General features: G+C 63.4%; 19 protein-coding genes. 16 read left to right on the top strand and 3 right to left on the bottom strand.

Annotated features, from left to right (window positions below):
- Positions 1-29: 29 nt before the first annotated feature.
- Entirely contained in the window at positions 30-569 is a 540-nt protein-coding gene (locus tag EN869_RS15625; protein WP_127228857.1) for a GNAT family N-acetyltransferase, read from the top strand.
- Here the strand turns inward: EN869_RS15625 and EN869_RS15620 are convergent.
- Positions 561-1,445 (bottom strand): LysR family transcriptional regulator, encoded by an 885-nt coding sequence (locus EN869_RS15620; protein WP_127228856.1) that lies wholly within the window; start codon positions 1,443-1,445, stop codon positions 561-563. The genes EN869_RS15625 and EN869_RS15620 overlap by 9 nt on opposite strands.
- 117 nt (positions 1,446-1,562) lie before the next feature.
- On the opposite strand from EN869_RS15620, the gene EN869_RS15615 reads away from it, so the two are divergent.
- The 3 genes from EN869_RS15615 to EN869_RS15605 all read left to right on the top strand — a co-directional run bounded on the left by EN869_RS15615 (position 1,563) and on the right by EN869_RS15605 (position 5,159).
- Positions 1,563-2,708 carry a gamma-butyrobetaine dioxygenase gene (locus EN869_RS15615; RefSeq protein WP_245489315.1) on the top strand — a complete coding sequence of 382 codons (1,146 nt, stop codon included), beginning with the start codon at positions 1,563-1,565 and terminating at the stop codon, positions 2,706-2,708.
- A complete protein-coding gene (locus EN869_RS15610) occupies positions 2,705-3,295 on the top strand; it encodes an HD domain-containing protein (RefSeq protein ID WP_127228854.1) in 591 nt (196 codons plus the stop codon). The genes EN869_RS15615 and EN869_RS15610 overlap by 4 nt, the downstream gene beginning before the upstream one ends.
- A 703-nt stretch (positions 3,296-3,998) precedes the next feature.
- Entirely contained in the window at positions 3,999-5,159 is a 1,161-nt protein-coding gene (locus tag EN869_RS15605) for a PcfJ domain-containing protein (protein ID WP_127228853.1), read from the top strand.
- Between the two features lie 52 nt (positions 5,160-5,211).
- On the opposite strand, the gene EN869_RS15600 is transcribed toward EN869_RS15605, so the two are convergent.
- Complete coding sequence (locus EN869_RS15600) at positions 5,212-7,020, bottom strand: NAD(P)/FAD-dependent oxidoreductase (RefSeq protein ID WP_127228852.1); 1,809 nt, start codon at positions 7,018-7,020, stop codon at positions 5,212-5,214.
- A gap of 380 nt (positions 7,021-7,400) precedes the next feature.
- Here EN869_RS15600 and EN869_RS15595 point away from each other — a divergent pair, with 380 nt between their 5' ends.
- The 9 genes from EN869_RS15595 to EN869_RS15555 all read left to right on the top strand — a co-directional run bounded on the left by EN869_RS15595 (position 7,401) and on the right by EN869_RS15555 (position 18,294).
- The gene (locus tag EN869_RS15595) at positions 7,401-9,185 is read left to right on the top strand and encodes an acetolactate synthase 3 large subunit (RefSeq protein ID WP_127228851.1); all 1,785 of its coding nucleotides are present in this window, start codon (positions 7,401-7,403) and stop codon (positions 9,183-9,185) included.
- A 137-nt stretch (positions 9,186-9,322) separates the two neighbouring features.
- Positions 9,323-9,898: an acetolactate synthase small subunit gene (ilvN, locus tag EN869_RS15590; RefSeq protein ID WP_127228850.1), complete on the top strand. Its 576-nt coding sequence runs from the start codon at positions 9,323-9,325 to the stop codon at positions 9,896-9,898.
- 119 nt (positions 9,899-10,017) lie between these two features.
- Positions 10,018-10,614 carry a LysE family translocator gene (locus tag EN869_RS15585; RefSeq protein WP_127228849.1) on the top strand — a complete coding sequence of 199 codons (597 nt, stop codon included), beginning with the start codon at positions 10,018-10,020 and terminating at the stop codon, positions 10,612-10,614.
- A gap of 214 nt (positions 10,615-10,828) precedes the next feature.
- Entirely contained in the window at positions 10,829-12,130 is a 1,302-nt protein-coding gene (locus tag EN869_RS15580) for an efflux RND transporter periplasmic adaptor subunit (RefSeq protein ID WP_127228848.1), read from the top strand.
- Positions 12,127-15,276 carry an efflux RND transporter permease subunit gene (locus tag EN869_RS15575; RefSeq protein ID WP_127228847.1) on the top strand — a complete coding sequence of 1,050 codons (3,150 nt, stop codon included), beginning with the start codon at positions 12,127-12,129 and terminating at the stop codon, positions 15,274-15,276. Before EN869_RS15580 ends, EN869_RS15575 begins: the two co-directional genes overlap by 4 nt.
- Before the next feature lie 146 nt (positions 15,277-15,422).
- Entirely contained in the window at positions 15,423-16,040 is a 618-nt protein-coding gene (gene nthA / locus EN869_RS15570) for a nitrile hydratase subunit alpha (protein ID WP_127228846.1), read from the top strand.
- Entirely contained in the window at positions 16,037-16,696 is a 660-nt protein-coding gene (nthB, locus tag EN869_RS15565; RefSeq protein ID WP_127228845.1) for a nitrile hydratase subunit beta, read from the top strand. The genes nthA and nthB overlap by 4 nt, the downstream gene beginning before the upstream one ends.
- Entirely contained in the window at positions 16,683-17,033 is a 351-nt protein-coding gene (locus tag EN869_RS15560) for a nitrile hydratase accessory protein (RefSeq protein WP_127228844.1), read from the top strand. The genes nthB and EN869_RS15560 overlap by 14 nt, the downstream gene beginning before the upstream one ends.
- A 133-nt stretch (positions 17,034-17,166) precedes the next feature.
- Positions 17,167-18,294, top strand: coding sequence for an ATP-dependent RecD-like DNA helicase (locus EN869_RS15555; RefSeq protein ID WP_127228953.1), 1,128 nt, complete (start codon positions 17,167-17,169; stop codon positions 18,292-18,294).
- A gap of 12 nt (positions 18,295-18,306) precedes the next feature.
- Here EN869_RS15555 and EN869_RS15550 read toward each other — a convergent pair whose 3' ends face one another.
- On the bottom strand, positions 18,307-18,702 hold the full coding sequence (locus EN869_RS15550; RefSeq protein ID WP_127228843.1) for an STAS/SEC14 domain-containing protein: 396 nt from the start codon (positions 18,700-18,702) through the stop codon (positions 18,307-18,309).
- Positions 18,703-18,811: 109 nt separating this feature from the next.
- Here EN869_RS15550 and EN869_RS15545 point away from each other — a divergent pair, with 109 nt between their 5' ends.
- The 3 genes from EN869_RS15545 to EN869_RS15535 form a co-directional block, all read left to right on the top strand.
- Complete coding sequence (locus EN869_RS15545; RefSeq protein WP_127228842.1) at positions 18,812-19,552, top strand: pyridoxine 5'-phosphate synthase; 741 nt, start codon at positions 18,812-18,814, stop codon at positions 19,550-19,552.
- Positions 19,553-19,638: 86 nt separating this feature from the next.
- Entirely contained in the window at positions 19,639-21,552 is a 1,914-nt protein-coding gene (locus EN869_RS15540; protein WP_127228841.1) for a potassium transporter Kup, read from the top strand.
- Between the two features lie 149 nt (positions 21,553-21,701).
- The coding region (locus EN869_RS15535; RefSeq protein ID WP_135859823.1) for a potassium transporter Kup at positions 21,702-23,506 on the top strand (1,805 nt) is incomplete at its 3' end.

Genomic DNA, 23,506 nt, shown 5'->3' with positions numbered 1-23,506 from the left:
GAGCCTTATTCCCTTGGAAAGCACCAAACATGAATTCCTTTGAAATCCGGCCATTGGCCGACAATGCGGCAACCACCGCGATGCTCGCTGATCTGTTGGTTGAAACGGTCGCGGCCGGCGGCTCGGTGAGCTTCATGCATCCCTTGTCGCCGGACGCGGCGCTGGACTTCTGGCGCAAGTCGCTTGCCGCGGCCGCGCGCGGCGAAAGGGCGGTGCTGGGCGCATGGCAGGATGGGGCGCTTGCCGGCACCGTCACGCTGCTGCTCGACCTGCCGCCTAATCAGCCGCACCGCGCCGAGATAGCCAAGCTGATGACCGGCCGCGACCATCGCGGCAAGGGCGTCGCGACCCGCCTGATGCGGGAAGCCGAGAAACTCGCCGTTGAGAAGGGCCGCACGCTGCTGGTGCTGGACACCGCGAGCGAGGAGGGGGCGTCCGGCCTTTACGAGAAACTTGGTTTCACGCTGACCGGCGAGATCCCGGACTTCGCGCTGAAACCGCATGGCGGGCTGACCGGCACGCTCATCTACTGGAAGCGGATAGGGAGAGCGGCCCGCGCGCTATCTTGAAGTTTCGGCAATTCGCGACAGGAGCCAGCGGCGAAAATCCTGCTCGGCGCCGGACAGCCGCGATGATGACGGCCTTGTCAGGAAATGGCCCGATGGGCTCGACAGCACGAAATCCGAAAGCTTGACGAGAGCTTTGTCTTCGAGCGCGGCGTCGATCAGCGGCCGAGAGCCAAGCAGCGCTCCGGCGCCGGCCTTCGCCGCTTCCATGGCGGCGACGAAACTGTCGAAGCGATGCGAACGGCGGGAGTGGCCGTCAAGCCCGGCAGCGGCAAACCATTCCGCCCACATTTCGCGTGCGCCGGCCACAAGAAGCAGCGGCAACGATGTCCAGTCACCATCAGGGGCGAGCGTGGGCGATGCGACCGGAACAAGCCCCTCGATGGTCAGGCGGTCGGCCTCGCGTCCGGGAAACGATCCGTTGCCGAAGCGTATGTCGAGCGCCGATCCCGGCTGGTCGTAATCGGTCGGCCGATGGATGGTCACCAGGTCGAGCCGGATCTGTGGCAGCGCGTTTGCCAGGTCCGGCAGGGCCGGGACTAGCACCAGAAGCGCAAAAGAGATCGGAACGCGGATCGACACGGTCTGCACGGCGCGCGGCTCGAACAGCTCGTTGGTGCTGTTGCCGATGGTCGCGAAAGCCGCCTGGATGTGGGGGAGATAGGCCGCGCCCTCCGGCGACAGCGCCACCCCGCGCGCCAGCCGCGCGAACAGTCGGCTTTTGAGCCGCTCCTCCAGGAAGCGGATGTGCTGGCTGACGGCGGCCTGGGTGAGCCCGAGCTCGGCGGCCGCGGCGGTGAAGTTCGACAGGCGAGCGGCTGCCTCGAAAGTGCGCAGCCAATCGAGAGGCGGCATCGGGTCGAATGCTTTTCCAGTCATTAGAAATTCAACGCCATTACTCGAAAAAAGATAATTTGAATTATGCCTAGGGTGAAGCCAGCATGCAATCCGTGCCCGCAATGGCGGGTAGAAGATAGGAGCTTCCGGGATATGCTGATGAAGGCAACGCTGGGCGACGACGGGCGAACGATCGAGCTTGGCTGGCAGGATGGCGCGGTGAGCCGCTTCCATGCCATGTGGCTGCGCGACAACGCGCTGGACGATAAGACTCGCAGCGCCGGCAACGGCCAGCGGCTGATCACCATCCTCGACATTCCGGCCGAAACGCGTATCGGCGCGGCCTCGATCAAGGGCGAGGTGCTCGAAGTCACCTTCATTCCGGAAGGCAAGACCGTCGGCTTTCCCGCAGGCTGGCTTCGCGGCCATGTCTACGATCGCCAGAGGGCTCACCAGCCCGGCTGGACGGCAGGCGACATACAGCGCTGGACGAAAGCCACCATGCAGAATTCCGTGCCGCGCGCCGCCTACATCGATGCCAGCCGCCACAGCAATGTGCTGCGGCAATGGCTGGCCGCGGTGCGCAGCTACGGCTTTGCCGTCATGGACGGCCTGCCTGCCGAATCCGGCGCGCTGTGCAAAGTGGCCGACCTCTTCGGCTATATCAGGGAGACCAATTACGGGCGCTGGTTCGAGGTGCGGGCCGAAATCAATCCGAACAATCTCGCCTACACCAATCTCGGCCTGCAGGCGCATACCGACAATCCTTACCGCGATCCGGTGCCGACGCTGCAGATCCTTGCCTGCATCGAGAATACGGTCGAGGGCGGCGAATCCAGCGTCGTCGACGGGTTCGCGGTGGCGGCCGCAGTTGAGGCGGAAAATCCGGACGGCTTCCGGCTGCTCTGTTCCTATCCGGCGCGCTTCGAATATGCCGGCTCGTCAGGCGTGCGGCTGCAGTCCAAGCGGCCGATGATCGAGCTCGGACCCGATGGCGAGCTGATCTGCATCCGCTTCAACAACCGCTCGCTGGCGCCGGTCATCGACGTGCCGTTCGCCGAGATGGAGAAATACTACGCGGCCTATCGGCGGTTCGCCGAGTTGATCGAGGATCCGGCCTTCGAGGTGACCTTCAAGCTCGAGGCGGGACAATCCTTCATCGTCGACAACACGCGCGTCATGCATGCGCGCAAGGCGTTTTCGGGCAGCGGCAAGCGCTGGCTGCAGGGCTGCTACGCCGACAAGGATGGCCTGCTGTCGACGCTGGCCGCGATCGAGCACGATTTCAAGGAAGCCGCCGAATGAGCCCGAACGAATTGAACGCCGGCAACATCGTCGAGTTCATCGCCGATATCTTCGAGCGCCGCGGCGCCGAGTCCTATCTCGGCGAGCCGGTCACCATGTCGCAGCATATGCTGCAGGGCGCATGGCTTGCCGAGCAGGACGGCGCGCCGGAGGAGTTGGTTGCGGCGGCGCTGCTGCACGACATCGGCCACTACACCAGCGAGTTCGGCACCTATTCACCCGACGACGTCGAGGATAAGCACCATGACGAGGCGGGCGGCGAGGTGCTTGCGCCGTTCTTTCCGCCGGTCATCGTCGAGTGCGTCCGGCTGCATGTCTCGGCCAAGCGCTATCTGTGCGCCACCGATCCGACCTATTTCAGCAAGCTGTCGCCGGCCTCGGTGCACACGCTGTCGCTTCAAGGGGGACCGATGAATGCCGAGGAAGTGGCTGAGTTCCGCAAGAACCCGTTCCACGAGGAAGCGGTGCGGGTGCGCATCTGGGACGAGTGCGGCAAGGTCGCCGACATGAAGACGCGCACCTTTCGCGACTATGTGCCCATGCTGGAGCGCGTCGTGAGAAAATTCGCGGCGGAAAGGGCGGCTTAGCTAGGTACGATCGGGGAGGGGACGGCCATGTGCTTTTGCTTCGACGGCGAAAACACCCTGATTCCGGCCGGACGGCTGCCGCGACCGCCTCCAGGTCGCAAGTGTTCGCGCGCCGGGTCCAATTGCGTCCAGTCCCAATGGGCGGAATGTCGAGACCTCGCTCGAACCCAGCTATGCCGAGCATAGCCGGCGCCTTGCTGACGCGCTCGAACGGATGTATTAGCCGCGCCCGACATGCGGCCAGTTGGTTTCAACGGCCGTCCCAACTACGCTTTTGATGGAGGCGACGATGAGATCCTGTTCACGCATTTCGCGCCTTCGCGGCGGACGGACCAGTTGACCCGCTACCGCGGATTTCAAACTTCCTGACGATGCGAGCGCCGACCGCAAATCTGCGGAGGGCAGTTATCTTTTCCGCGCGGTTGACCGTGCGGGACCAAACGACGGTGAGCCGAGCGCTTTCCGCGAACGATGGTGGCTGCCCGAAGGCCTTAGATGCGGCTTTGCAACACTCCGGCAGGCTATTGTAAACATTGAAAGATATCGCTTGAGGCAAATCGGCCGCTCGTCTAGAGAGCCCGCCATCCGCAACCCGTCATCCCGAAAGGAGACCTGTCAATGATCCCGCAATCCAGTTCGCCACGATCCGTGCCGACGCTGGAAATGCGTGCGGCTGACAGGGTTCCAGCTGGGAAGAACGGCCATGGCCAGGTCCATGATCCAGCGCAGGCAGGACGCCGAGCGCCAACGTATTGAAGCATATGATGCAAGGTTGCGGCAGGTTTTCGCCGCCACGCGCCCCGTTCCGGATTTCGAGCGAGCGCTGGACGACGCGCGCTCGGGCTTTGCCGGCATGGCGATCCGAGACGGCGCGCTGTGGCGTCCGAAGCTGAAGACGCGCGACCGCGCGCGCCTGCGGCTGGCCGCGGCGCGCTATCTCTATGCGCGTTATCCGGTTTCGGCCGCGCTCGAAAGCATCTGGTTGGACAGCACGGGACTGGACGCCAACGAGATTGCTCTGCGCAAGGTCTGGTATGTGACCGTGGCGCGTGGCGACTCGCTCTACAAGGAGGGCGCCAACGCATGGCTGTCGCGCAGGGAGGTGCATTGCTTCCTCAACGTGTCCGGCGATTTTGGTTTCGCCGAGGCGTTCTGGCTGGCGATCGCCCGGTCGTACACGGATGACCAGGGCTTGGCGGCCCGCCTTGCGCGCACCAAGATCGCGCGCACGCCGCGCCGCGAACTGGCCTTCTGGCGCGAGGTGGTGCGCTTCTTCTGCGGACATCCCGCTTCGAAGGAGGAGATCGACGATCTGTGCGATTACATCGGCGCCATGCATCAGCGAGATGCGGCCTACAGCCTGAAGGGGCGCACGCTTCTCTCGCTGCGCCGGCAGATGTTGGACTGGCATCGCGACATCGCCGCGATCGAACGCATCGAGGCTATGCGCCGCCGCGCGGCCGGACGTACTCGCAATGCCGTCGGAACGCAGGGCGAGGGGCGTGCCTGGGACGGCTCGCGTCTCGAGGACTGGGAATGGCAACCACCGGCCAAGGACGCGAAGGTGCGCGGCGAGCGTTTCTTCGTTCGGCAGTTGAAGACGGCCGAGGATCTGGTCGCCGAGAGCCGCGCGATGCATCACTGCGTTTCGATGTACGCGGCAAAATGCATCGCCGGCAACGCCTCGATCTGGGTGCTGCGACGCACGGCGCTGGGCAAGATCGAGCGGCTGCTGACGATCGAGCTCGATCCGCAAAACCGCGCGATCCAGGTGCGCGGTTTCGGCAACCGTCTGGCCTTGCCGGAAGAGCGCAAGATTGTCGAGCGCTGGGCCAAGGCGAGAGGCGTGATGCTCAGGGCTTGAACGCAAGACCCGCGCGGCGGAAGCGCTGCGCGGGTCTTTTGCACGGTAGCAACTACCCCTTGTGATAAACCTCCTGCAGCCCATAGACCGGCGTCGGCAGACCGACCTGCCTGGCTTTGAGCTGCAGTGACAGATACTGTGAATAGTGCCGCGACTGGTGCAGGTTGCCCCCGTGGAACCATAGCGCTTCCTGCTGCGTCGGCTTCCACATGTTGCGCTGCTCGCCTTCCCATGGGCCTGGATCCTTGGTGGTGGAGGAGCCGAGGCCCCAGACCTTGCCGACCTTGTCCGCCACCTCTTGTGAGATGAGGTCGGCGGCCCAGCCGTTCATCGAACCGTAGCCAGTGGCGTAGATCACCAGATCGGCAGGCAATTCGCTGCCGTCGACGAATTTTAAGCCGGTCTTCGTCAGTTCCTGCACGGCAGCGCCCGGGCCGCTTTTCAGCTTGATCGAGCCATCGATGACGAGGTCGCAGGCGCCAACATCGATGTAATAGCCGGAGCCGCGGCGTAGGTATTTCATGAACAGGCCTGAGTTGTCGTCGCCCCAGTCGAGCATGAAGCCGGCCTTCTCCAGGTCCTCGTAGAATTTCGCGTCGCGTTCCTTCATCTGCTGATAAAGCGGAATCTGGAATTCGTGCAGAATGCGATAGGGCAGCGAGGCGAAGATCATGTCGGCCTTGCGCGTCGTCATGCCGTTCTCGACCGCCTGCTCCGAATAGAGGGAGCCGAGGCCGATATCCATCAGGGTGTCGGATTTGACGATATGGGTGGACGAGCGCTGCACCATGGTCACGTCGGCGCCGCCTTCCCATAGCGCGGCGCAGATGTCATGTGCCGAGTTGTTGGAGCCGATGACCACGACCTTCTTGCCTCGGTATTTGTCCGGGCCGGGATGGGTCGAGGAATGCTGCTGCTCGCCTTGGAAAATGTCCTGGCCCTTGTATTTCGGCCAGTTCGCCTTGCCGGACATGCCGGTCGCCAGCACCAGCTGCTTGGGCTTGAGCACGATCTCCTTGCCGTCGCGTTCGACGATAACGGTCCATTCGTTGGCCTTTTCGTCGTATCTAGCCGACTTCGCAGTGGTGGAGGACCAGTAGTTCAGCTCCATCACCTTGGTGTACATCTCCAGCCAATCGCCGATCTTGTCCTTCGGCGAGAAGACCGGCCAGTTCTTCGGGAAGTCGATATAGGGGAGGTGGTCGTACCAGACCGGGTCGTGCAGGCAGAGCGACTTGTAGCGCTTGCGCCAGGAGTCTCCGGCACGCTCGTTCTTCTCGATGATGATGGCCGGCAAGCCGAGCTGTTTCAGCCTTGCACCGAGCGCGATGCCGCCCTGACCGCCCCCGATGATCACCACATAAGGCTGCCTGGTATGGCCGAGCTCGGCGATCTCGTCGTCGCGCTCCTCACGCCAGGTCTTGCGGCCCTTGCCGTGGCCGTGCTTGGCGCCGAGCGGGCGGGTGAAGCCCGCTTTCTCCTCATGCCCTTTCAGCTCCGCCATCGTGGTGAGCAACGTCCAGATCAGGTCGCCCTTGAACCGCACCAGGCCAAAGCCGCGCGCCACATTCGTCTCGAAGGTGATCCAGGCGGTGATGATGCCGCCATCCTCGCTCGCTTCCTCGCCTTCGGCTACCGCCCAACCGGTCGGCTTGGTGTTGGCCAGCGTCGCCTGGAGCATGTCGCGAACCTGGTCGCGGCCTTCCATCGTCTTCAGGTTCCAGGTGAATGTGACGAGGTCGCGCCAGTAGCAGTCGGCCTGGAAGCAGTTGACGGCGCTGTCGATGTCGCCGGCTTCCAGCGCCTTGCCCAACTTGTCGAGCAGCGCTTGCGCCTTGGTGGTGGGTGTTCTCTCGAGCATCAGTTTCCTCCGGGCTTGTGATCGCTTCTTTGGGTGAGCGCTGTGGCCGGATATGGCTACCGGCATGCGCAAAGTATTTCGGCAAAACCTCCTTCGCGTCACGCCCTCCAATAGTTTGGCGCGTTTTCAATGGCTTGAGCTGGCGAGTGGCGCAAAGGCGTCATTTTTGCCGTTGACAGGCTGCCATACCCCCCTCTAGTGTCCGCGACCATGAAAACGGCACTCATTCTCGTAGGCTGGCGCGTGGGCAAGGCGGTGTAACCGCCGGGCGAAAACCTCCCATGCGCACCACACAGGCTCCCTCGGGGGCCTTTTTTATTGCCTGAAATCCAACTAAACGACCAGCAACGCCCAAATGGCGACAGTACGGGACCAGACCGATGAGCAATGGACAGAACGAGCGGCGCGAAATGACGGGCGCGGAGATGGTGGTGCAGGCGCTGAAGGACAACGGCGTCAAGCATATCTTCGGCTATCCGGGCGGCGCGGTCCTTCCGATCTACGATGAAATTTTCCAGCAGGACGAGGTCGAGCACATTCTGGTCCGGCACGAGCAGGGCGCCGGCCACGCGGCCGAAGGCTATGCGCGCTCGACCGGCAAGGCCGGCGTGCTTCTGGTGACGTCCGGCCCCGGTGCCACCAATGCGGTGACGCCACTGCAGGACGCGCTGATGGATTCCATTCCGCTGGTCTGCCTCACCGGCCAGGTGCCGACCTCGCTGATCGGCTCCGACGCCTTCCAGGAATGCGATACCGTCGGCATCACGCGGCCATGCACCAAGCACAACTGGCTGGTGAAGGACGTCAACGAGCTCGCCGCCACAATCCATGAAGCCTTCCATGTCGCGACGACCGGCCGCCCCGGTCCAGTCGTGGTCGACATTCCGAAGGACGTGCAGTTCGCCAAGGGCACCTATGTGCCGCCGCAGACGGCGCCGCGCACCAGCTATCAGCCGAAGGTCCAGGGCGACCTGGAAAAGGTCAAGGCAGCGGTCGAGCTGATGGCCGGCGCGAAGAAGCCGATCATCTATTCGGGTGGCGGCGTCATCAACTCCGGTCCGGAAGCCAGCCATCTGCTGCGCGAGCTGGTCGACCTCACCGGCTTCCCGATCACCTCGACGCTGATGGGTCTCGGCGCCTATCCGGCGTCCGGCAAGAACTGGGTCGGCATGCTCGGCATGCACGGCACGTACGAAGCCAATATGGCCATGCATGATTGCGACGTAATGATCTGCATCGGCGCGCGCTTCGATGACCGCATCACCGGCCGGCTCACCGCATTCTCGCCCAACTCGAAGAAGATCCACATCGATATCGATCCGTCCTCGATCAACAAGAACGTCCGCGCCGATGTGGGGATTCTGGGCGATGTCGGCCGCGTGCTGGAGGACCTGGTGCGGCTGTGGCGGGCGACCGCCGCCAAGGCCGACAAGAAGGCGCTTTACCCGTGGTGGGAGCAGATCGCGAAATGGCGCGCGCGGGACTCGCTCGCCTACAAGATGAACAACGACGTGATCATGCCGCAATACGCGATCCAGCGGCTCTATGCGCTGACCAAGGACATGGACACCTACATCACTACCGAGGTGGGCCAGCACCAGATGTGGGCGGCGCAGCACTATCACTTCGACAAGCCGAACCGCTGGATGACCTCGGGCGGCCTGGGCACGATGGGTTACGGCCTGCCGGCGGCGCTCGGCGTGCAGATCGCGCATCCCGACGCGCTGGTCATCGACATCGCCGGCGACGCCTCGGTGCAGATGACGATGCAGGAGATGAGCTCGGCGGTGCAATATGAGGCGCCGATCAAGATCTTCATCCTGAACAACCAGTATATGGGCATGGTGCGCCAGTGGCAGCAGCTGTTGCACGGCAACCGGCTGTCGCATTCCTACACCGAGGCGATGCCCGACTTCGTCAAGCTGGCGGAGGCCTATGGCGGCCACGGCATTCGCTGCGACAGGCCGGACGAGCTGGACGACGCGATCAGGGAGATGATCTCGGTCAAGAAGCCGGTGCTGTTCGACTGCCGCGTGGCGACCTTGGCCAACTGCTTCCCGATGATCCCGTCCGGCAAGGCGCATAACGAGATGCTGTTGCCCGACGAGGCCACCGACGAGGCGGTCGCCAACGCCATCGACGCCAAGGGCAGGGAACTGGTTTAGGCATGATGCCGAAAAGTGTGAAGCGGTTTTCGGGCAACATCATGCTCCATCCATAGCAGCCACAAAGGCGGGCTGTCGCGAGAAAGCCGTGCGCAAACAGAGAATTAGCTCAAAAGTCTGAAATCGAGATTCACGTCATGAACGCACAGCACCTTCAACCGACCGGCTCCGCCTATTTCATCGCCAAGGAAACCGAGAAGCCGGAAACGCACACGCTTTCCGTGCTGGTCGACAACGAGCCGGGGGTGCTCGCCCGCGTCATCGGCCTGTTCTCCGGGCGCGGCTACAACATCGAGAGCCTCACCGTCTCCGAGACCGAGCACGAGAAGCATCTGTCGCGCATCACCATCGTCACGCGCGGCACGCCGCATGTGATGGAGCAGATCAAGAACCAGCTCGAACGCATCGTTCCGGTGCACCGGGTGGTCGACCTTTCCGTCCGCTCGCGTGAGCTCGGGCAGGAGCGGCCGCTGGAGCGCGAGCTCGCGCTGGTCAAGGTCGCCGGCACCGGCGATGCCCGCGTCGAGGCGCTCCGCCTCGCCGATGCCTTCCGCGCTTCGGTCATCGACGCCAACACAGAGCATTTCATCTTCGAGATCACCGGCAAGGGCTCCAAGCTCGACCAGTTCATCGCCATCATGAAGCCGCTCGGCCTGGTCGAGATCTGCCGCACCGGCGTGGCGGCGATGAACCGCGGCCCGCAAGGCATGTGAGCAAGGCGGGCACAGCTCACATCCTTTCAATCTTGTCTCTGGTCCGGCAGTCCCCCGCCGGTGGCTTTTGTGTGCTTGCTAAATAAGGACAATAAGGCTGACATATTCGGGAGGATTACATGTCGTTCGACGCATTCCTTGCCCTGTTGGTCTATGCCTTCGTGACTTCGATCACGCCCGGGCCGAACAACCTCATGCTGCTCGCGTCCGGCGTCAATTTCGGTATCGCCAGGACGGTTCCGCACATGCTCGGCATCAGCATCGGCTTTCTGGTCCTGTTACTTGCCGTCGGGTTCGGGCTCGGCGCGGTGCTGACGGCGTTGCCCGCGCTGCATGCGGCGCTGAAAATCACCGGCGCCGCCTATCTGCTTTATCTCGCCTGGAAGATTGCCATGTCGCGCTCGATCAGCGACGGAAAAGGGGCGGAGGGGCGGCCGATGCGCTTCATCGACGCCGCTGCCTTCCAGTGGGTCAATCCCAAGGCCTGGGTGATGGCCATCACTGCGATGGCCGTCTACACCAACGCCGATCATCCATTCGTCTCGGTGGCGCTGATCTCGATCGCATTCACCATCGTCAACCTGCCGAGCGTCTCCGTCTGGGCCGGCTTCGGCACGGCGCTGCGCGGTTTCCTGTCGGATCCGGTGCGGTTGAAATGGTTCAATATCGGCATGGGTATGTTGCTTGCCGCAACGCTGTGGCCGATGCTCCGCTGAGCTGTTTTTCGGACCGGCGAGCGGTCCGGCCGCGGCACGTTAGCCGGCTGCCTAACCTTTGTGCACTGCACATTAAATCTTCGTAATGCCGTGTTTTGGCCCTTTTCCGCCAAAGCCTTGTCCTATCTATTCGGCCGAAATCGCGGCAAGGCGCCGTGAATCGAGCTAAAATAGACCACCGGGATCGGCGTGTCGGTAGAAGGTTTGTTTGTCGATGCGCGGGAAAATCGCCTTTGCAGTTGCAGCGCTCGCCTGCCTGGCGTGCGCCGGGCTTTACTATTCGCCCACGACGCTGGCCAGCGTCCAGCAGCTGATTTCGGGCAAGCAGGCTGACGCGACCGCCACGGACAAGACGGGCACCGGCGACAAGACGGCCAAAGCTTCGGACAATTCGAAGGGCGACAATGCGAAAGGCGGCGGGCCGCGCTCGGCCTCGATCGTCTCCGCCATCGCAACGACCGCCGATTTCCCGATCCGCCGCTATGCCATCGGCTTCGTCTCCTCGCCGGCAGTGGTGAACATCAATGCCCGGGTTTCAAGCCAGATCGTCTCCATCGACGTCAAGGACGGGCAGATGGTCAAGGCGGGCGACGTGCTGTTCCAACTCGACGACCGCGCGCTGAAGGCGCAACTGACCAAGGACCAGGCGACGCTGGTCAAGGACCAGGCGATGCTGGTGAGCGCCCAGGCCGATCTGCAGCGCGCCAAGGACCTCGTCGCCAAGCAGGCGGGCACGCAGCAGACCTACGACCAGGCGCTGGCGGCGCAGAAAGCCGCGGCCGCCACCATCGACGCCGACAAGGCGACGATCGACGCCGATACCGTGCAATTGAGCTATGCGACCATCGCGGCGCCGATCGCGGGCCGGCTGGGCGCCGTCAATGTGTCGGTCGGCGATCTCGTCACCACAAGCAATGGCAACTCCAGCAGCTCGACGCCGCTGGTCACCATCACGCAGATGGATCCACTGCAGGTTAATTTCACGCTGCCGGAAAGCAACCTTGCCCTGCTGCACAAGGCGCTGGCCGACCCGCAGCAAGGCGACGTGACGCTGACCAAGGACGGCGATCCGACGCCGATCGGCAAGGGCACGCTCGACTTCGTCGATTCCAGCGTCGATACCGCTTCCGGCACTATCGCCACGCGGGCCAGCATCCCGAACCCGGATCTTTCGCTGTGGCCGGGGCAATATGTGAATGTGGTGCTCGACGCCGGCACGATGCCGCACATGACCTCGGTGCCGACGGTGGCGGTGCAGCCCAGCCAGAAGGGCCCGTTCGTCTATGTCGTCAAGCCGGACAACACCGTCGAGATGCGTCCGGTGCAGGTGGCGCTGACGGAGGGGCAAAACAGCGCCATTAGCGATGGTCTCAAGAGCGGCGAGAAGGTCGTCGTCGAAGGCCAGACACGATTGAAAAACGGCGCGGCGGTGCATGAAGGCAAGGCTGCCGGATCCGGTGACCAGGCATCGCCCAAGGTCGCCGAGGCAGACAAGGCCGGCGGGGCGAGCCAATGATTTCCGAATTCTGCATTCGCAGGCCCGTCGCCACGCTGCTGATGTCGCTCGCCCTGATTCTGGGCGGTATTTTTGCCTATAAGTTCCTGCCGGTGGCGGCGCTGCCCAGCGCCGAATTTCCGGTGGTCAATGTTTCGGCCAGCCTGCCCGGCGCTTCGCCGGAGACGATGGCGACATCGGTGGCGACGCCGCTGATCAAGCAATTCGCGACGATCGCCGGCATCGATTCGATCTCGACCACCAACTCGCTTGGCCAGACTTCGATCGCCATCCAGTTCGTGCTCAACCGTGACATCGACGCCGCGGCGGCGGATGTCCAGGCGGCGATCGCGCGCGCGCAAAAGTCGCTGCCGCCGGAAATGACCTCGCCACCTAGCTATCGCAAGGTCAATCCGGCCGACGCGCCGATCCTCTTGATGTCGCTGGTCAGCGACACGGTCCCGCTGACCGATCTCGACGCCTTCGCCGAAAACGTCATCTCGCCGTCGCTTTCGACCATCGACGGCGTGGCCCAGGTGTCGATCTTCGGCCAGCAGAAATATGCCGTACGCATCCAGATCGATCCGACGGCGTTGGCCGCGCGCGGCATCTCCATCGACCAGCTGCAGGCGGCCGTCGCCTCGGCCAACAGCAACACGCCGCTCGGCGTGCTGCAGAACAACAAGCAGCAGCTGACGATCACCGCCAACACGCAGCTGACCAACGCCGCCGGCTTCTCCAACCTCATCATCGCCACCAAGAACGGCCATCCGGTGCGGCTGGGCGAGGTGACGCGGGTCGTCGATTCCGTGCAGACCACGACCACCGCGAGCTGGTACGACGGCACGCGCGCGATCATCATGGCCGTGCAGCGCCAACCCGACGCCAACACTGTCGATGTCGTCGACAAGGTCAAGGCGATGCTGCCGTCCTTCCAGGACCAGATGCCGGCGGCGGCCTCGATCAAGCTGCTCAACGACCGCTCGACCTCGATCCGCCAAGCCGTCGACGACGTTCAGTTTACGCTGCTGTTGACCATCGCGCTCGTGGTGATGGTGATCTTCGTCTTCCTGCGCAGAATAACGGCGACGATCATCCCGGCGGTGGCCGTGCCGATCTCGCTGATCGCCACGCTCGGCGCGATGTTCCTGTTCGGCTTTTCCATCGACAACATCTCGCTGATGGGACTGACTTTGGCCGTCGGCCTCGTCGTTGACGACGCCATTGTCATGCTGGAAAACATCTTCCGCCACATGGAGGAGGACGGGCTCTCGGCCTTCGACGCGTCGTTGAAGGGTGCGCGCGAGATCGGCTTCACCATCATCTCGATCTCGATCTCGCTGGTGGCGGTGTTCATCCCGGTGCTTTTGATGGGCGGCGTCATCGGCCGCATCTTCAACGAATTCGCCGTCGTCGTGACCGTCGCCATCCTGGCTTCCATGTTCGTCTCGCTGACGCTGACGCCCATGCTTTGCTCGCGGCTGTTGTCGGTGACGAAGGCGGATCGCGAGGCGCATGGCGCCGGCAGGCATGACATCGTTACCCGCGCCTATGATTGGCTCTTGAGCTTCTGCCTGCGCCATACCTTCCTGATCTTCCTGGTCTTCATCACCACTGCCGCGGCGTCGGTGTGGGTGATCCAGGTTTCGCCGAAGGGCTTCTTTCCGCAGGAGGATATCGGCCAGATCTCGGTGACGACGATCGCGCGCCAGGACATCTCGTTCGATGCCATGGCGAAGCTGCAAGGCCAGGTGGCCAGCGTGTTCTCGAAGTCGCCCTATGTCGATCATGTGGCGTGGTCGGCGGGCAGCGGCAACAACGCGCTCAACCAGGGGCAGCTCTTCGTCCAGCTCAAGGGCAAGGACCAGCGTCCCAACATCGAGAAGGTGCTCGCGGATCTGAGGCGCCAGCTCGCCGGCGTGGCGGGCATCGAGACCTATATGCAGCCTGTGCAGAACCTCAGGCTGGGCTCGCGGTCGTCGGCCAGCGCCTATCAGCTCGTGGTCCAGGGGCTCGATACCCGCCAGACGGATATGTGGGCGCAGAAGTTGAATGATGCGATGGCGGCCGACCATACGAACTTCACCGATGTCACCAGCGATTTGCAGAACAACGCCTTGCAGGCATCGCTGGTGGTCGACCGGGACAAGGCAGCCCAGCTCGGCATCGACACCAGCACGCTGCGTTCGGCCCTCTATGGCGGCTTCGGCACCGACCAGGTATCGACGATCTTCGGTTCGGCCGACAGCTATCAAGTTATCACCGAACTCGATCCCAAGATCGAGTGGTCGCCCGAACATATGCTGGCCATCCAGGTGAGGACGGCGAGCGGCAGTCTGGTGCCGCTTGGCGCCTTCGCCCGTGTCGACCGCACGGCCGGCGCCTTGACGGTCAACCAGCTTGGACAGCTGCCGGCGGTGACGATCTCTTACAATCTGCCGCAGGGTGTTTCGCTCGGCGATACGGTGACCCGCATCGATCAGCTCAAGGAACAGATCGGCATGCCGACGGCGATCTCGACCAGCTTCGCCGGCACCGCCAAGACCTTCCAGGACTCGCTGGCCAACCAGGGCTTGCTGATCGGCGGCGCCATCCTGACGATCTACATCGTGCTCGGCATGCTCTATGAGAGCTTCATCCATCCGCTCACCATCCTCACCGGCCTGCCGTCGGCGGTGCTGGGCGCAGTGGTGGCGCTTCGCTTCGCCGGCATGGATCTTTCGGTGATCGCGGTGATCGGCATCCTGATGCTGATCGGCATCGTCAAGAAGAACGGCATCATGATGGTCGATGTCGCGCTGGAGCTTCGGCGACAGGGCATGTCGGCGAAGGAGTCCATCCACAAGGCCTGCCTGATGCGTTTCCGGCCGATCATGATGACGACGCTGGCCGCGCTCATGGGCACATTCCCGATCGCGCTCGGCACCGGCGCCAGCGCTGAGCTTCGCCAGCCGCTCGGCGTCGCGGTGGTCGGCGGCCTGCTCGCCTCGCAGGCGCTGACGCTGTTCGTCACGCCGGTGATCTACGTCTATTTCGAAAACTTCTCCGGCTGGTTGCTCAGCTTCTCCTCGAGAAGGAACAAGCCGGCACTGGAAGTGGTGGAAGGCGGCGAGCAAGCCTCGCTGTTTGACGGAGAGGCAGAGCCGAAGAAGGTGGCGGCCGAGTAGAAGCATGATCCCGAAAAGTTGCAGACTTTTCGGACAAGATCGTGCCTCAGAAAACAAGCCTGGAGCGAAGCCTCAGTTTCGCTCCAGTTCCACTGGCCCAAGGCGTCGCGCTTGCGGCCAACGGCAGCCGATCCTAGTCTGACCTCATGACCCACGATAATGACCACGACAACGAGCTCGATCCGTTCGCGGCGCGCGTGCGCGCGCTGGAGACGATCCTGACCCAAAAGGGCCTGATCGATCCGGCGGCCATCGACGTCATCGTCGATACCTATGAGACCAAGATCGGTCCGCGCAATGGCGCGCGGGTGGTGGCGAAGGCGTGGAACGATCCGGCCTATGCCGAGTGGCTCAAGCGCGACGCTACCGCCGCGATCGAGTCGCTCTCCTATACCGGGCGCCAGGGCGAGCATATGCAGGCGGTGTTCAACACCGAGGAGACGCACAACCTCGTCGTCTGCACGCTGTGCTCCTGCTATCCGTGGTCGGTACTTGGCCTGCCGCCGGTCTGGTACAAGGCGCCGCCTTACCGATCGCGGGCGGTGATCGATCCGCGCGGCGTGCTCGAGGAGTTCGGGCTGACGCTGCCGGCCGAGAAGAAGATCCGCGTGTGGGATTCCACCGCCGAGCTTCGCTACCTCGTGGTGCCGATGCGGCCGAAAGGCACCGAGGGCTGGAGCGAGGAACATCTCGCCGGACTGGTCAGCCGCGACGCGATGATCGGCACCGCGCTGGCCAAGGAACCGGAAGGGGAGCCGGCATGAACGGGCCGCAGGATCTCGGCGGGCAGATGGGCTTCGGGCCAGTCGCGCCCGAGAAGGACGAGCCTTATTTCCACGCCGCCTGGGAGCGGCGGGCGCTGGGCGTGACGCTTACCGCCGGCGGCATGGGGGCGTGGAATATCGACGAAAGCCGGCATGCGCGGGAATCGCTGCATCCGGCCGACTACTATTCGTCGAGTTACTATCAGATCTGGATCAAGGCGCTGGAAACGCTCTTGAAACGCCACGGCTTCGTCACAGAGCGCGACCTTGCCGCCGGCAAGGCGGTCGATGCGGCCGCGACGCCGAAGAGAGTGCTGAAGGCTGCTGATGTGCCGGCCGTGCTCGCCAAGGGCGGGCCGTGCGACCGGCCGGTCGCCACGCCGGCTCGGTTCCAAGCGGGCGACCGGGTGCGGACGAAGAATTTCAACCCGACCGGCCATACGCGCCTGCCGCGCTACGCGCGCGGCAGGAACGGGACGATCGAGGCGGTGCGCGACGGCTTCGTCTTCCCCGACAGCAACGCGCATGGCCAGGGCGAGAACCCACAATGGGTCTATACGGTCGTGTTCGACGGACCGGAGATCTGGGGCGAGGGCGCCGATCCGACGCTCAGCGTCTCGATCGACGCCTGGGAGAGTTATCTTGAGCCGGCATGAAGGCGCCTTGCCGGCAGGATTCGACGGGCCTGTGTTCGCCGAGCCGTGGCAGGCCGAAGCCTTTGCCCTGACGGTTGCGTTGCACGGCAAGGGCCTGTTTTCGTGGAGCGAATGGGCGGAGGCCTTGTCGGCCGAGGTGAAGCAACCTGGCGCGGCGAGCGACGGGCATGACTATTACGAACATTGGCTGGCGGCGCTGGAAACGCTTTTGTCCCGGAAGGGCGTCGCCGGCAAGAATGATGTCGATGCGCTCGCCGCCGCCTGGGAACGCGCCGCGCACGCCACGCCGCATGGCAAGCCGATCCTGCTGGAGAATGATCCGCGCGCAAGGCGATAGGTTATCTTGTTCTCTTTACGTTCTGGTTTGCGGCTGATAGCCTGACTTGTCGGAGGCGCTTGTGATTGCCACTGACACGGTCGGTGTGACGGCCAATCTTGTCTTTCTCTCGCGAATCCGGTCTGCCGCACTGATGGAATTTTCTCCCCAACAGGACGAGGCTCTGAAGGCGGTCGGGCGCTGGCTCAAAGAGGGCCGGCCGCAGGTCTTTCGCCTGTTCGGCTATGCCGGCACCGGCAAGACGACGCTGGCGCGCTATTTCGCCGAGCATGTCGACGGTCAAGTGCAGTTCGCCGCCTTCACCGGCAAGGCAGCGCAGGTGCTGCGCTCGAAAGGGGCGACCAACGCCCGCACCATCCATTCGTTGATCTATAGGCCGAAGGGCGAGGAATCAGTCGAGGACGAGGTGACCGGCAAGACCTCGATGTCGCCGACCTTTTCACTCAACCGGCAAAGCCCGATTGCGCGAGCCAAGCTCGTCGTCATCGACGAATGCTCGATGGTCGACGAGCAGCTCGGCCGCGATCTGCAGAGTTTCGGCACGCCGATCCTGGTGCTTGGCGATCCGGCGCAGCTGCCGCCGATCTCGGGCGGCGGCTTCTTCACCGAGCACGAACCGGATGTGCTTTTGACCGAAATCCACCGCCAGGCGCGCGACAATCCGATCATCCGGCTGGCGCTCGACGTGCGCGAGGGTCGCGAATTCATGCATGGCAATTACGGCACGGCGCAGGTGATCGGCAGGGACGGCGTCAACCAGGATCTGGTGCTCAAGGCCGACCAGGTGCTGGTCGGCACCAACCGCACGCGCCGTCGCTACAATCAAAGGCTGCGCGAGCTGAAGGGTTTCAATGCTGATTTTCCGCAGGCCGGCGACAAGCTGGTCTGCCTGCGCAACGACCCGGCCAAGGGGCTGCTCAACGGCTCGCTGTGGAAGGTGATGACGTCTTCGCGCGAGACGGTGAAGCCCGGCATCAACCTTCTTGTCTCGCCGGAAGAGGACGATCCCGACCGCGGCGTCGCCAAGATCAAGCTGCTCAAGGCTGCGTTCGAGGACCCGGACGCCGAGATCCCCTGGCAGCAGAAGAAGCGTTTCGACGATTTCGATTATGGCTATGCGCTGACCGTGCACAAGGCGCAGGGCTCGCAGTGGAACGACGTCGTGCTGTTCGACGAGAGCTGGGCCTTCAAGGAAACCAGGCAGCGCTGGCTTTATACGGCCATTACCCGCGCCGCCGAGCGGCTGACGGTCGTGCGCTGACGTCGGCGAATGTCATGTCGGCCTTGCACCAAGCCACTGCCAGGCGGCTTCCTCATCGTCGACATCGAAGCGTCTGACTTCGACAGGCAACGTTTTCGGGAAGACGCCGGCGACGAGGGAGGCCCAACTCGGCTCGCCTATGGCCGCGCAGCGCACGACATGTTCCATGGCGTCGGCCACGCCTTGCTTGAGCGTGTCGGGCGAAATATTGGCCCAGTCGACGCTTTCCGCGTCCGTCAGCCGCACCAGCACGTCGATCCTCGGATGCAGCGCATAGGCGGCCTCGAGCAGGCCGAACAGGTTTTCCGCGTCGGCCGGCGAGACATCGCCGACGACGTCTATGGCGAAGAGCGCGTCGCGGTTGGTATCGATGCGGCGGATCGCCGGCACGGCTTCAAGGAAATTCACTGGCAAATCCTTGTCTTAGCCACCATCCATCCCTTGGAACACCCGAAACCCTCTATCTGTTCCCTGGAAAGGCGGTATAGATGCGCGCCGATCCACTGGACGCCGTTTTATGCCCGCGAAGCTTTCGGTCAACCTCAATGCCATCGCCATGCTGCGCAATCGCCGCGATCTGCCGTGGCCGAGCGTCATCGGCATTGGCCGCCTCGCACTCGCCGCCGGCGCGCATGGGCTGACGGTGCATCCCAGGCCTGACGAGCGACACACAAGGCATTCCGACCTGCCCGAGATCAGGGCGCTGATCGACGATGAGTTTCCGAAGGCGGAATTCAACATCGAGGGCTATCCGAGCGAGGATTTCCTGGCACTTGTCGAGAAGAACCAGCCCGAGCAGGTGACGCTGGTGCCGGACGATCCGGCGCAGGCGACATCCGACCATGGCTGGAACTTCGTTGCCCAGGCAGCGTTCCTCACACCGATCGTCAGGCGATTGAAGAAAAGCGGGTTGCGCGTGTCGCTGTTTTCCGACGCGGACCCGCAGGGGATAAATGCGGCCCGCGATACCGGCGCCGACCGTATCGAGCTCTATACCGGCCCCTATGGCGGCTTTCATTCCGATTCCACAAAGGCGGCGAAAGAACTGGAACGATTGGGAAAAACCGCGGATGCGGCATTCGCGGCCGGGCTTGGCGTCAATGCCGGCCACGATCTGACCGTGCAGAACCTGCCAGCATTGGCCAGACGCATCCCGGCATTGGCCGAAGTATCGATCGGACATGGGTTGACAGCGGATGCGCTGGAGTATGGCATGGCCGGCACGGTCGGGCGGTTCTTGAAGGCCTGCGGATGGTAGGGCGGCTTGCCTAGTTTCGGCGGTTTTGGTGCGTCCCGCGCATTGCGGCGACCTCGGAGCGTGGCGAATCCGGTGATGCGGGGTTCATGGTGCTAGCCAACGCAGGCGAAACAGAATCCCTCGAACGCTCGAGCCGTGGCGAAACCGACCGGCACCACAGCACCAAGGTCCTCATGCTCGGCGCGCTGGGCGTCGTCTATGGCGATATTGGCACGAGCCCGATCTACGCCTTCCGCGAGGCGCTGCATGCTTCGTCGAGCTCGGTTGCCCGCCATGACGTGCTCGGCGTGCTGTCGCTGATCGTCTGGGCGCTGACGATCATCGTCACGATCAAATATGTCGCCTTCGTGCTCAGGGCCGACAACAAGGGCGAGGGCGGCACGCTGTCGCTGATGGCGCTGGCACGCAGCGCCTATCCCCCCGGCTCAAGGCTCATCCTGGTGGTCGGCCTTTGCGGCGCGGCGTTGTTCCTCGGCGACTCGATCATCACCCCGGCGATCTCGGTGCTGTCGGCTGTCGAAGGCCTGGAAGTCGTCACGCCGGCGCTCGATGCCTTTGTGGTTCCGATCACGCTGGTCATCCTGGCGGTGCTTTTCGCCGTGCAGCGCTTCGGCACCGGCAAAGTTGCGGCCGTGTTCGGACCGGTGACGGCGACATGGTTCGTGGCCATCGGCGCGGCTGGCCTTTATCACGTCGTCGACGATCCATCCGTCTTCTTGGCGATCAATCCGTATTACGCGATCTACTATCTTGCCACCACGCCGACAGGCGCCTTCGTCACCGTCGGCGCGGTATTCCTGGCGGTCACCGGCGCCGAGGCGCTTTATGTCGACCTCGGCCATTTCGGCCGCAAGCCGATCGTGATGGCGTGGTTTGCCGTCGTGTTTCCTTGCCTGCTGCTGAATTATTTCGGTCAGGGCGCCTTCGTGCTCTCGCATGGCGGCAAGCCGACCAACCCGTTCTTCCAGATGCTGCCGGAATGGGCATTGATGCCGATGGTCGGCCTGGCGACGGCGGCCACCGTCATCGCCAGCCAGGCTGTCATTTCCGGCGCCTTCTCGCTGACCAGGCAGGCCGTGCAGCTCAACCTTCTGCCGCGCATCGAGGTGCAGCACACATCCGAGATGCAGAGCGGCCAGATCTACATGCCGCGGGTCAATCTGCTGGTGGCGCTCGGCGTGATGCTTCTGGTCGTCGGCTTCGGCAGTTCGAGCGCGCTGGCCGCCGCCTACGGCATTTCGGTGACCGGCGAGATGCTGATGACGACCGTGCTTTTGTTCGTGGTGATGCGCTGGCTGTGGAAGTGGCAGTTGGCGCTCGCGCTGGCGCTGGTGGTGCTCTTCGGCATCATCGATCTCGGCTTCTTCTCGGCCAATGTCGTCAAGGTCGTCGAGGGCGGCTGGGTGTCGATCACGGTCGCCTCTCTCATGGGGCTGATCATGTGGACCTGGATCCGCGGCACCCGGTACTTGTTCGACAAGACCCGCCGCAACGAGATTCCGCTCGACTTCCTGGCTGCGAACCTCCTGAAGAAAAAGCCGCAGCTGGTGTCGGGTACCGCGGTGTTCCTGACCAGCGATCCGCTCAGCGCGCCGACGGCGCTGATGCACAGCCTCAAGCACTACAAGGTGCTGCACGAAAAGAACGTCATCCTGTCGGTGGTGACGGCGCCGCAGCCGGTGGTGCCCGACAGCGAACGCGTGAAGCTGGAAACGGTCAACGAGCTGTTCATGCGCGTGACGCTGACCTTCGGCTATATGGAGCAGCCCAACATCCCGCGCGCTCTGGCGATCTGCCGCAAGCAGGGCTGGAAGTTCGACATCATGACGACGTCCTTCTTCCTGTCGCGCCGGTCGCTGAAAGCCTCGCCCAATTCCGGCATGCCGGTGTGGCAGGACAGGCTGTTCATCAGCCTTGCGCGCTCAGCCGCGGACGCGACGGAGTATTTCCAGATTCCGACCGGACGGGTCGTCGAGATCGGCACGCAGGTCGCCATCTGAATGAGACCGATTTCCATTGTATGAACAAGCCCAGCCGTTCCGTATACTGAAAGCCGTGCACCGGCGGCATGGGAGCCCTCACGCAGGGGCACTTGATATTGCACTGCAGCAAGCGTAGAGCACCGCGCGTTTTTATCGGAGTGTCGTCCATGGCCCTTGCCAACGGTGCTGAGGCAGAACCCGCCGACCAGTCGAGCCACGCGGAAATCGGGCAGCACAGCACCAAGGTGCTGATGCTTGGGGCGCTGGGCGTCGTCTATGGCGACATCGGCACCAGCCCGATCTACGCGTTCCGCGAGGCATTGCATGCCTCGTCCGGCGGCGACGTCGCCAATCGCGCCGACATCCTGGGCGTGCTATCGCTGATCATCTGGTCGCTGACGATAACCGTCACCATCAAATACATCATGTTCGTGCTGCGCGCCGACAATCGCGGCGAGGGCGGCGTGCTGTCGCTGATGGCGCTGGCGCGCGGCACCTTCCCGGCGCGCTCGGCGATCGTGCTTGGCATCGGCATCGTGGGGGCGTCGCTGTTCTTCGGCGACGCGGTGATAACGCCCGCCATCTCGGTGCTGTCGGCGGTCGAAGGCATGAATGTCGTCACACCGGCCTTCCAGCCCTATGTCGTGCCGCTGACCCTTTTGATCCTTGCGATGCTGTTTGCTGTCCAGCGCTTCGGCACGGGTGGCGTCGGCCTGGTGTTCGGCCCGGTCACCGCCCTCTGGTTCCTTGCCATCGGTCTCTCGGGGTTGAAGCACATCATCACGGATCCGGAAATCCTTTGGGCGATAAGCCCGCATTACATCGTGGCTTTCTTCATCAATTCGCCCGACGTGTCTTTCGTGACCGTCGGCGCGGTCTTCCTGGCCGTTACCGGCGCCGAGGCGCTCTACGCCGATCTCGGCCATTTCGGTCGCAAGCCGATCGTTCTGGCGTGGCTGGCAATCGTGTTTCCGTGCCTGCTTTTGAACTATGCCGGGCAGGGCGCCTATGTGCTCGCCAAGGGCGGCACGGTCGGTCATCCGTTCTTCGAGATGAACGAGGGCTGGGCGCTGATCCCGATAGTGGTGCTGGCCGCGGCGGCGACGGTCATCGCCAGCCAGGCGGTCATCTCCGGAGCCTATTCGCTGACGAGGCAGGCGGTGCAGCTCAACATGCTGCCGCGGCTCGAAATCCTGCATACGTCGGAGAAGCAGTCCGGTCAGGTTTACATGCCGCGCGTCAATATGCTGATCGCGCTCGTCGTGATGCTGCTCGTGGTCGGTTTCGGCGAATCCGGCAAGCTCGCCTCGGCCTATGGCATCTCGGTGACCGGCAACATGCTGGTGACGACGACGCTGCTGTTCGTCGTCATGACGCGCATCTGGAAATGGAACATCTGGCTGGCGGCGGCGCTGACTGCGATGTTCGCGCTGATCGATATCGGCTTCTTTGCCTCCAACATCGTCAAGGTGTTCGAGGGCGGCTGGGCCTCGCTCGCAGTCGCCTTCGCCATCATCCTCGGCATGTGGACCTGGGTGCGCGGCAGCCGTTATTTGTTCGAGAAGACCCGCCGCAACGAGATCCCGCTCGACTTCCTGGCGGCGAACCTCCTGAAGAAGAAGCCGCAGCTGGTGTCGGGTACCGCGGTGTTCCTGACCAGTGATCCGCTGAGCGCGCCGACGGCGCTGATGCACAGCCTCAAGCACTACAAGGTGCTGCACGAAAAGAACGTCATCCTGTCGGTGGTGACGGCGCCTCAGCCGATTGTGCCCGACAGCGAACGCGTGAAGCTGGAAACGGTCAACGAGCTGTTCATGCGCGTGACGCTGACCTTCGGCTATATGGAGCAGCCCAACATCCCGCGCGCTCTGGCGATCTGCCGCAAGCAGGGCTGGAAGTTCGACATCATGACGACGTCCTTCTTCCTGTCGCGCCGGTCGCTGAAAGCCTCGCCCAATTCCGGCATGCCGAT

The sequence above is a fragment of the Mesorhizobium sp. M2D.F.Ca.ET.226.01.1.1 genome, assembly GCF_004022705.2.
GTDB lineage: Bacteria > Pseudomonadota > Alphaproteobacteria > Rhizobiales > Rhizobiaceae > Mesorhizobium.
This window is presented reverse-complemented; position numbering and strand designations above follow the sequence as displayed.

Excerpts from the sequence above, each read along its gene's own strand:
- EN869_RS15555 (WP_127228953.1), top strand. The coding sequence starts at position 17,167 with ATGGAATTTTCTCCCCAACAGGACGAGGCTCTGAAGGCGGTCGGGCGC.
- EN869_RS15595 (WP_127228851.1), top strand. The coding sequence starts at position 7,401 with ATGAGCAATGGACAGAACGAGCGGCGCGAAATGACGGGCGCGGAGATG.
- EN869_RS15585 (WP_127228849.1), top strand. The coding sequence starts at position 10,018 with ATGTCGTTCGACGCATTCCTTGCCCTGTTGGTCTATGCCTTCGTGACT.
- EN869_RS15615 (WP_245489315.1), top strand. The coding sequence starts at position 1,563 with ATGAAGGCAACGCTGGGCGACGACGGGCGAACGATCGAGCTTGGCTGG.
- EN869_RS15620 (WP_127228856.1), bottom strand. The coding sequence starts at position 1,445 with ATGACTGGAAAAGCATTCGACCCGATGCCGCCTCTCGATTGGCTGCGC.
- EN869_RS15540 (WP_127228841.1), top strand. The coding sequence starts at position 19,639 with ATGGTGCTAGCCAACGCAGGCGAAACAGAATCCCTCGAACGCTCGAGC.
- EN869_RS15625 (WP_127228857.1), top strand. The coding sequence starts at position 30 with ATGAATTCCTTTGAAATCCGGCCATTGGCCGACAATGCGGCAACCACC.
- nthA (WP_127228846.1), top strand. The coding sequence starts at position 15,423 with ATGACCCACGATAATGACCACGACAACGAGCTCGATCCGTTCGCGGCG.
- EN869_RS15610 (WP_127228854.1), top strand. The coding sequence starts at position 2,705 with ATGAGCCCGAACGAATTGAACGCCGGCAACATCGTCGAGTTCATCGCC.
- EN869_RS15605 (WP_127228853.1), top strand. The coding sequence starts at position 3,999 with ATGGCCAGGTCCATGATCCAGCGCAGGCAGGACGCCGAGCGCCAACGT.
- EN869_RS15545 (WP_127228842.1), top strand. The coding sequence starts at position 18,812 with ATGCCCGCGAAGCTTTCGGTCAACCTCAATGCCATCGCCATGCTGCGC.
- EN869_RS15580 (WP_127228848.1), top strand. The coding sequence starts at position 10,829 with ATGCGCGGGAAAATCGCCTTTGCAGTTGCAGCGCTCGCCTGCCTGGCG.
- nthB (WP_127228845.1), top strand. The coding sequence starts at position 16,037 with ATGAACGGGCCGCAGGATCTCGGCGGGCAGATGGGCTTCGGGCCAGTC.
- ilvN (WP_127228850.1), top strand. The coding sequence starts at position 9,323 with ATGAACGCACAGCACCTTCAACCGACCGGCTCCGCCTATTTCATCGCC.
- EN869_RS15575 (WP_127228847.1), top strand. The coding sequence starts at position 12,127 with ATGATTTCCGAATTCTGCATTCGCAGGCCCGTCGCCACGCTGCTGATG.
- EN869_RS15600 (WP_127228852.1), bottom strand. The coding sequence starts at position 7,020 with ATGCTCGAGAGAACACCCACCACCAAGGCGCAAGCGCTGCTCGACAAG.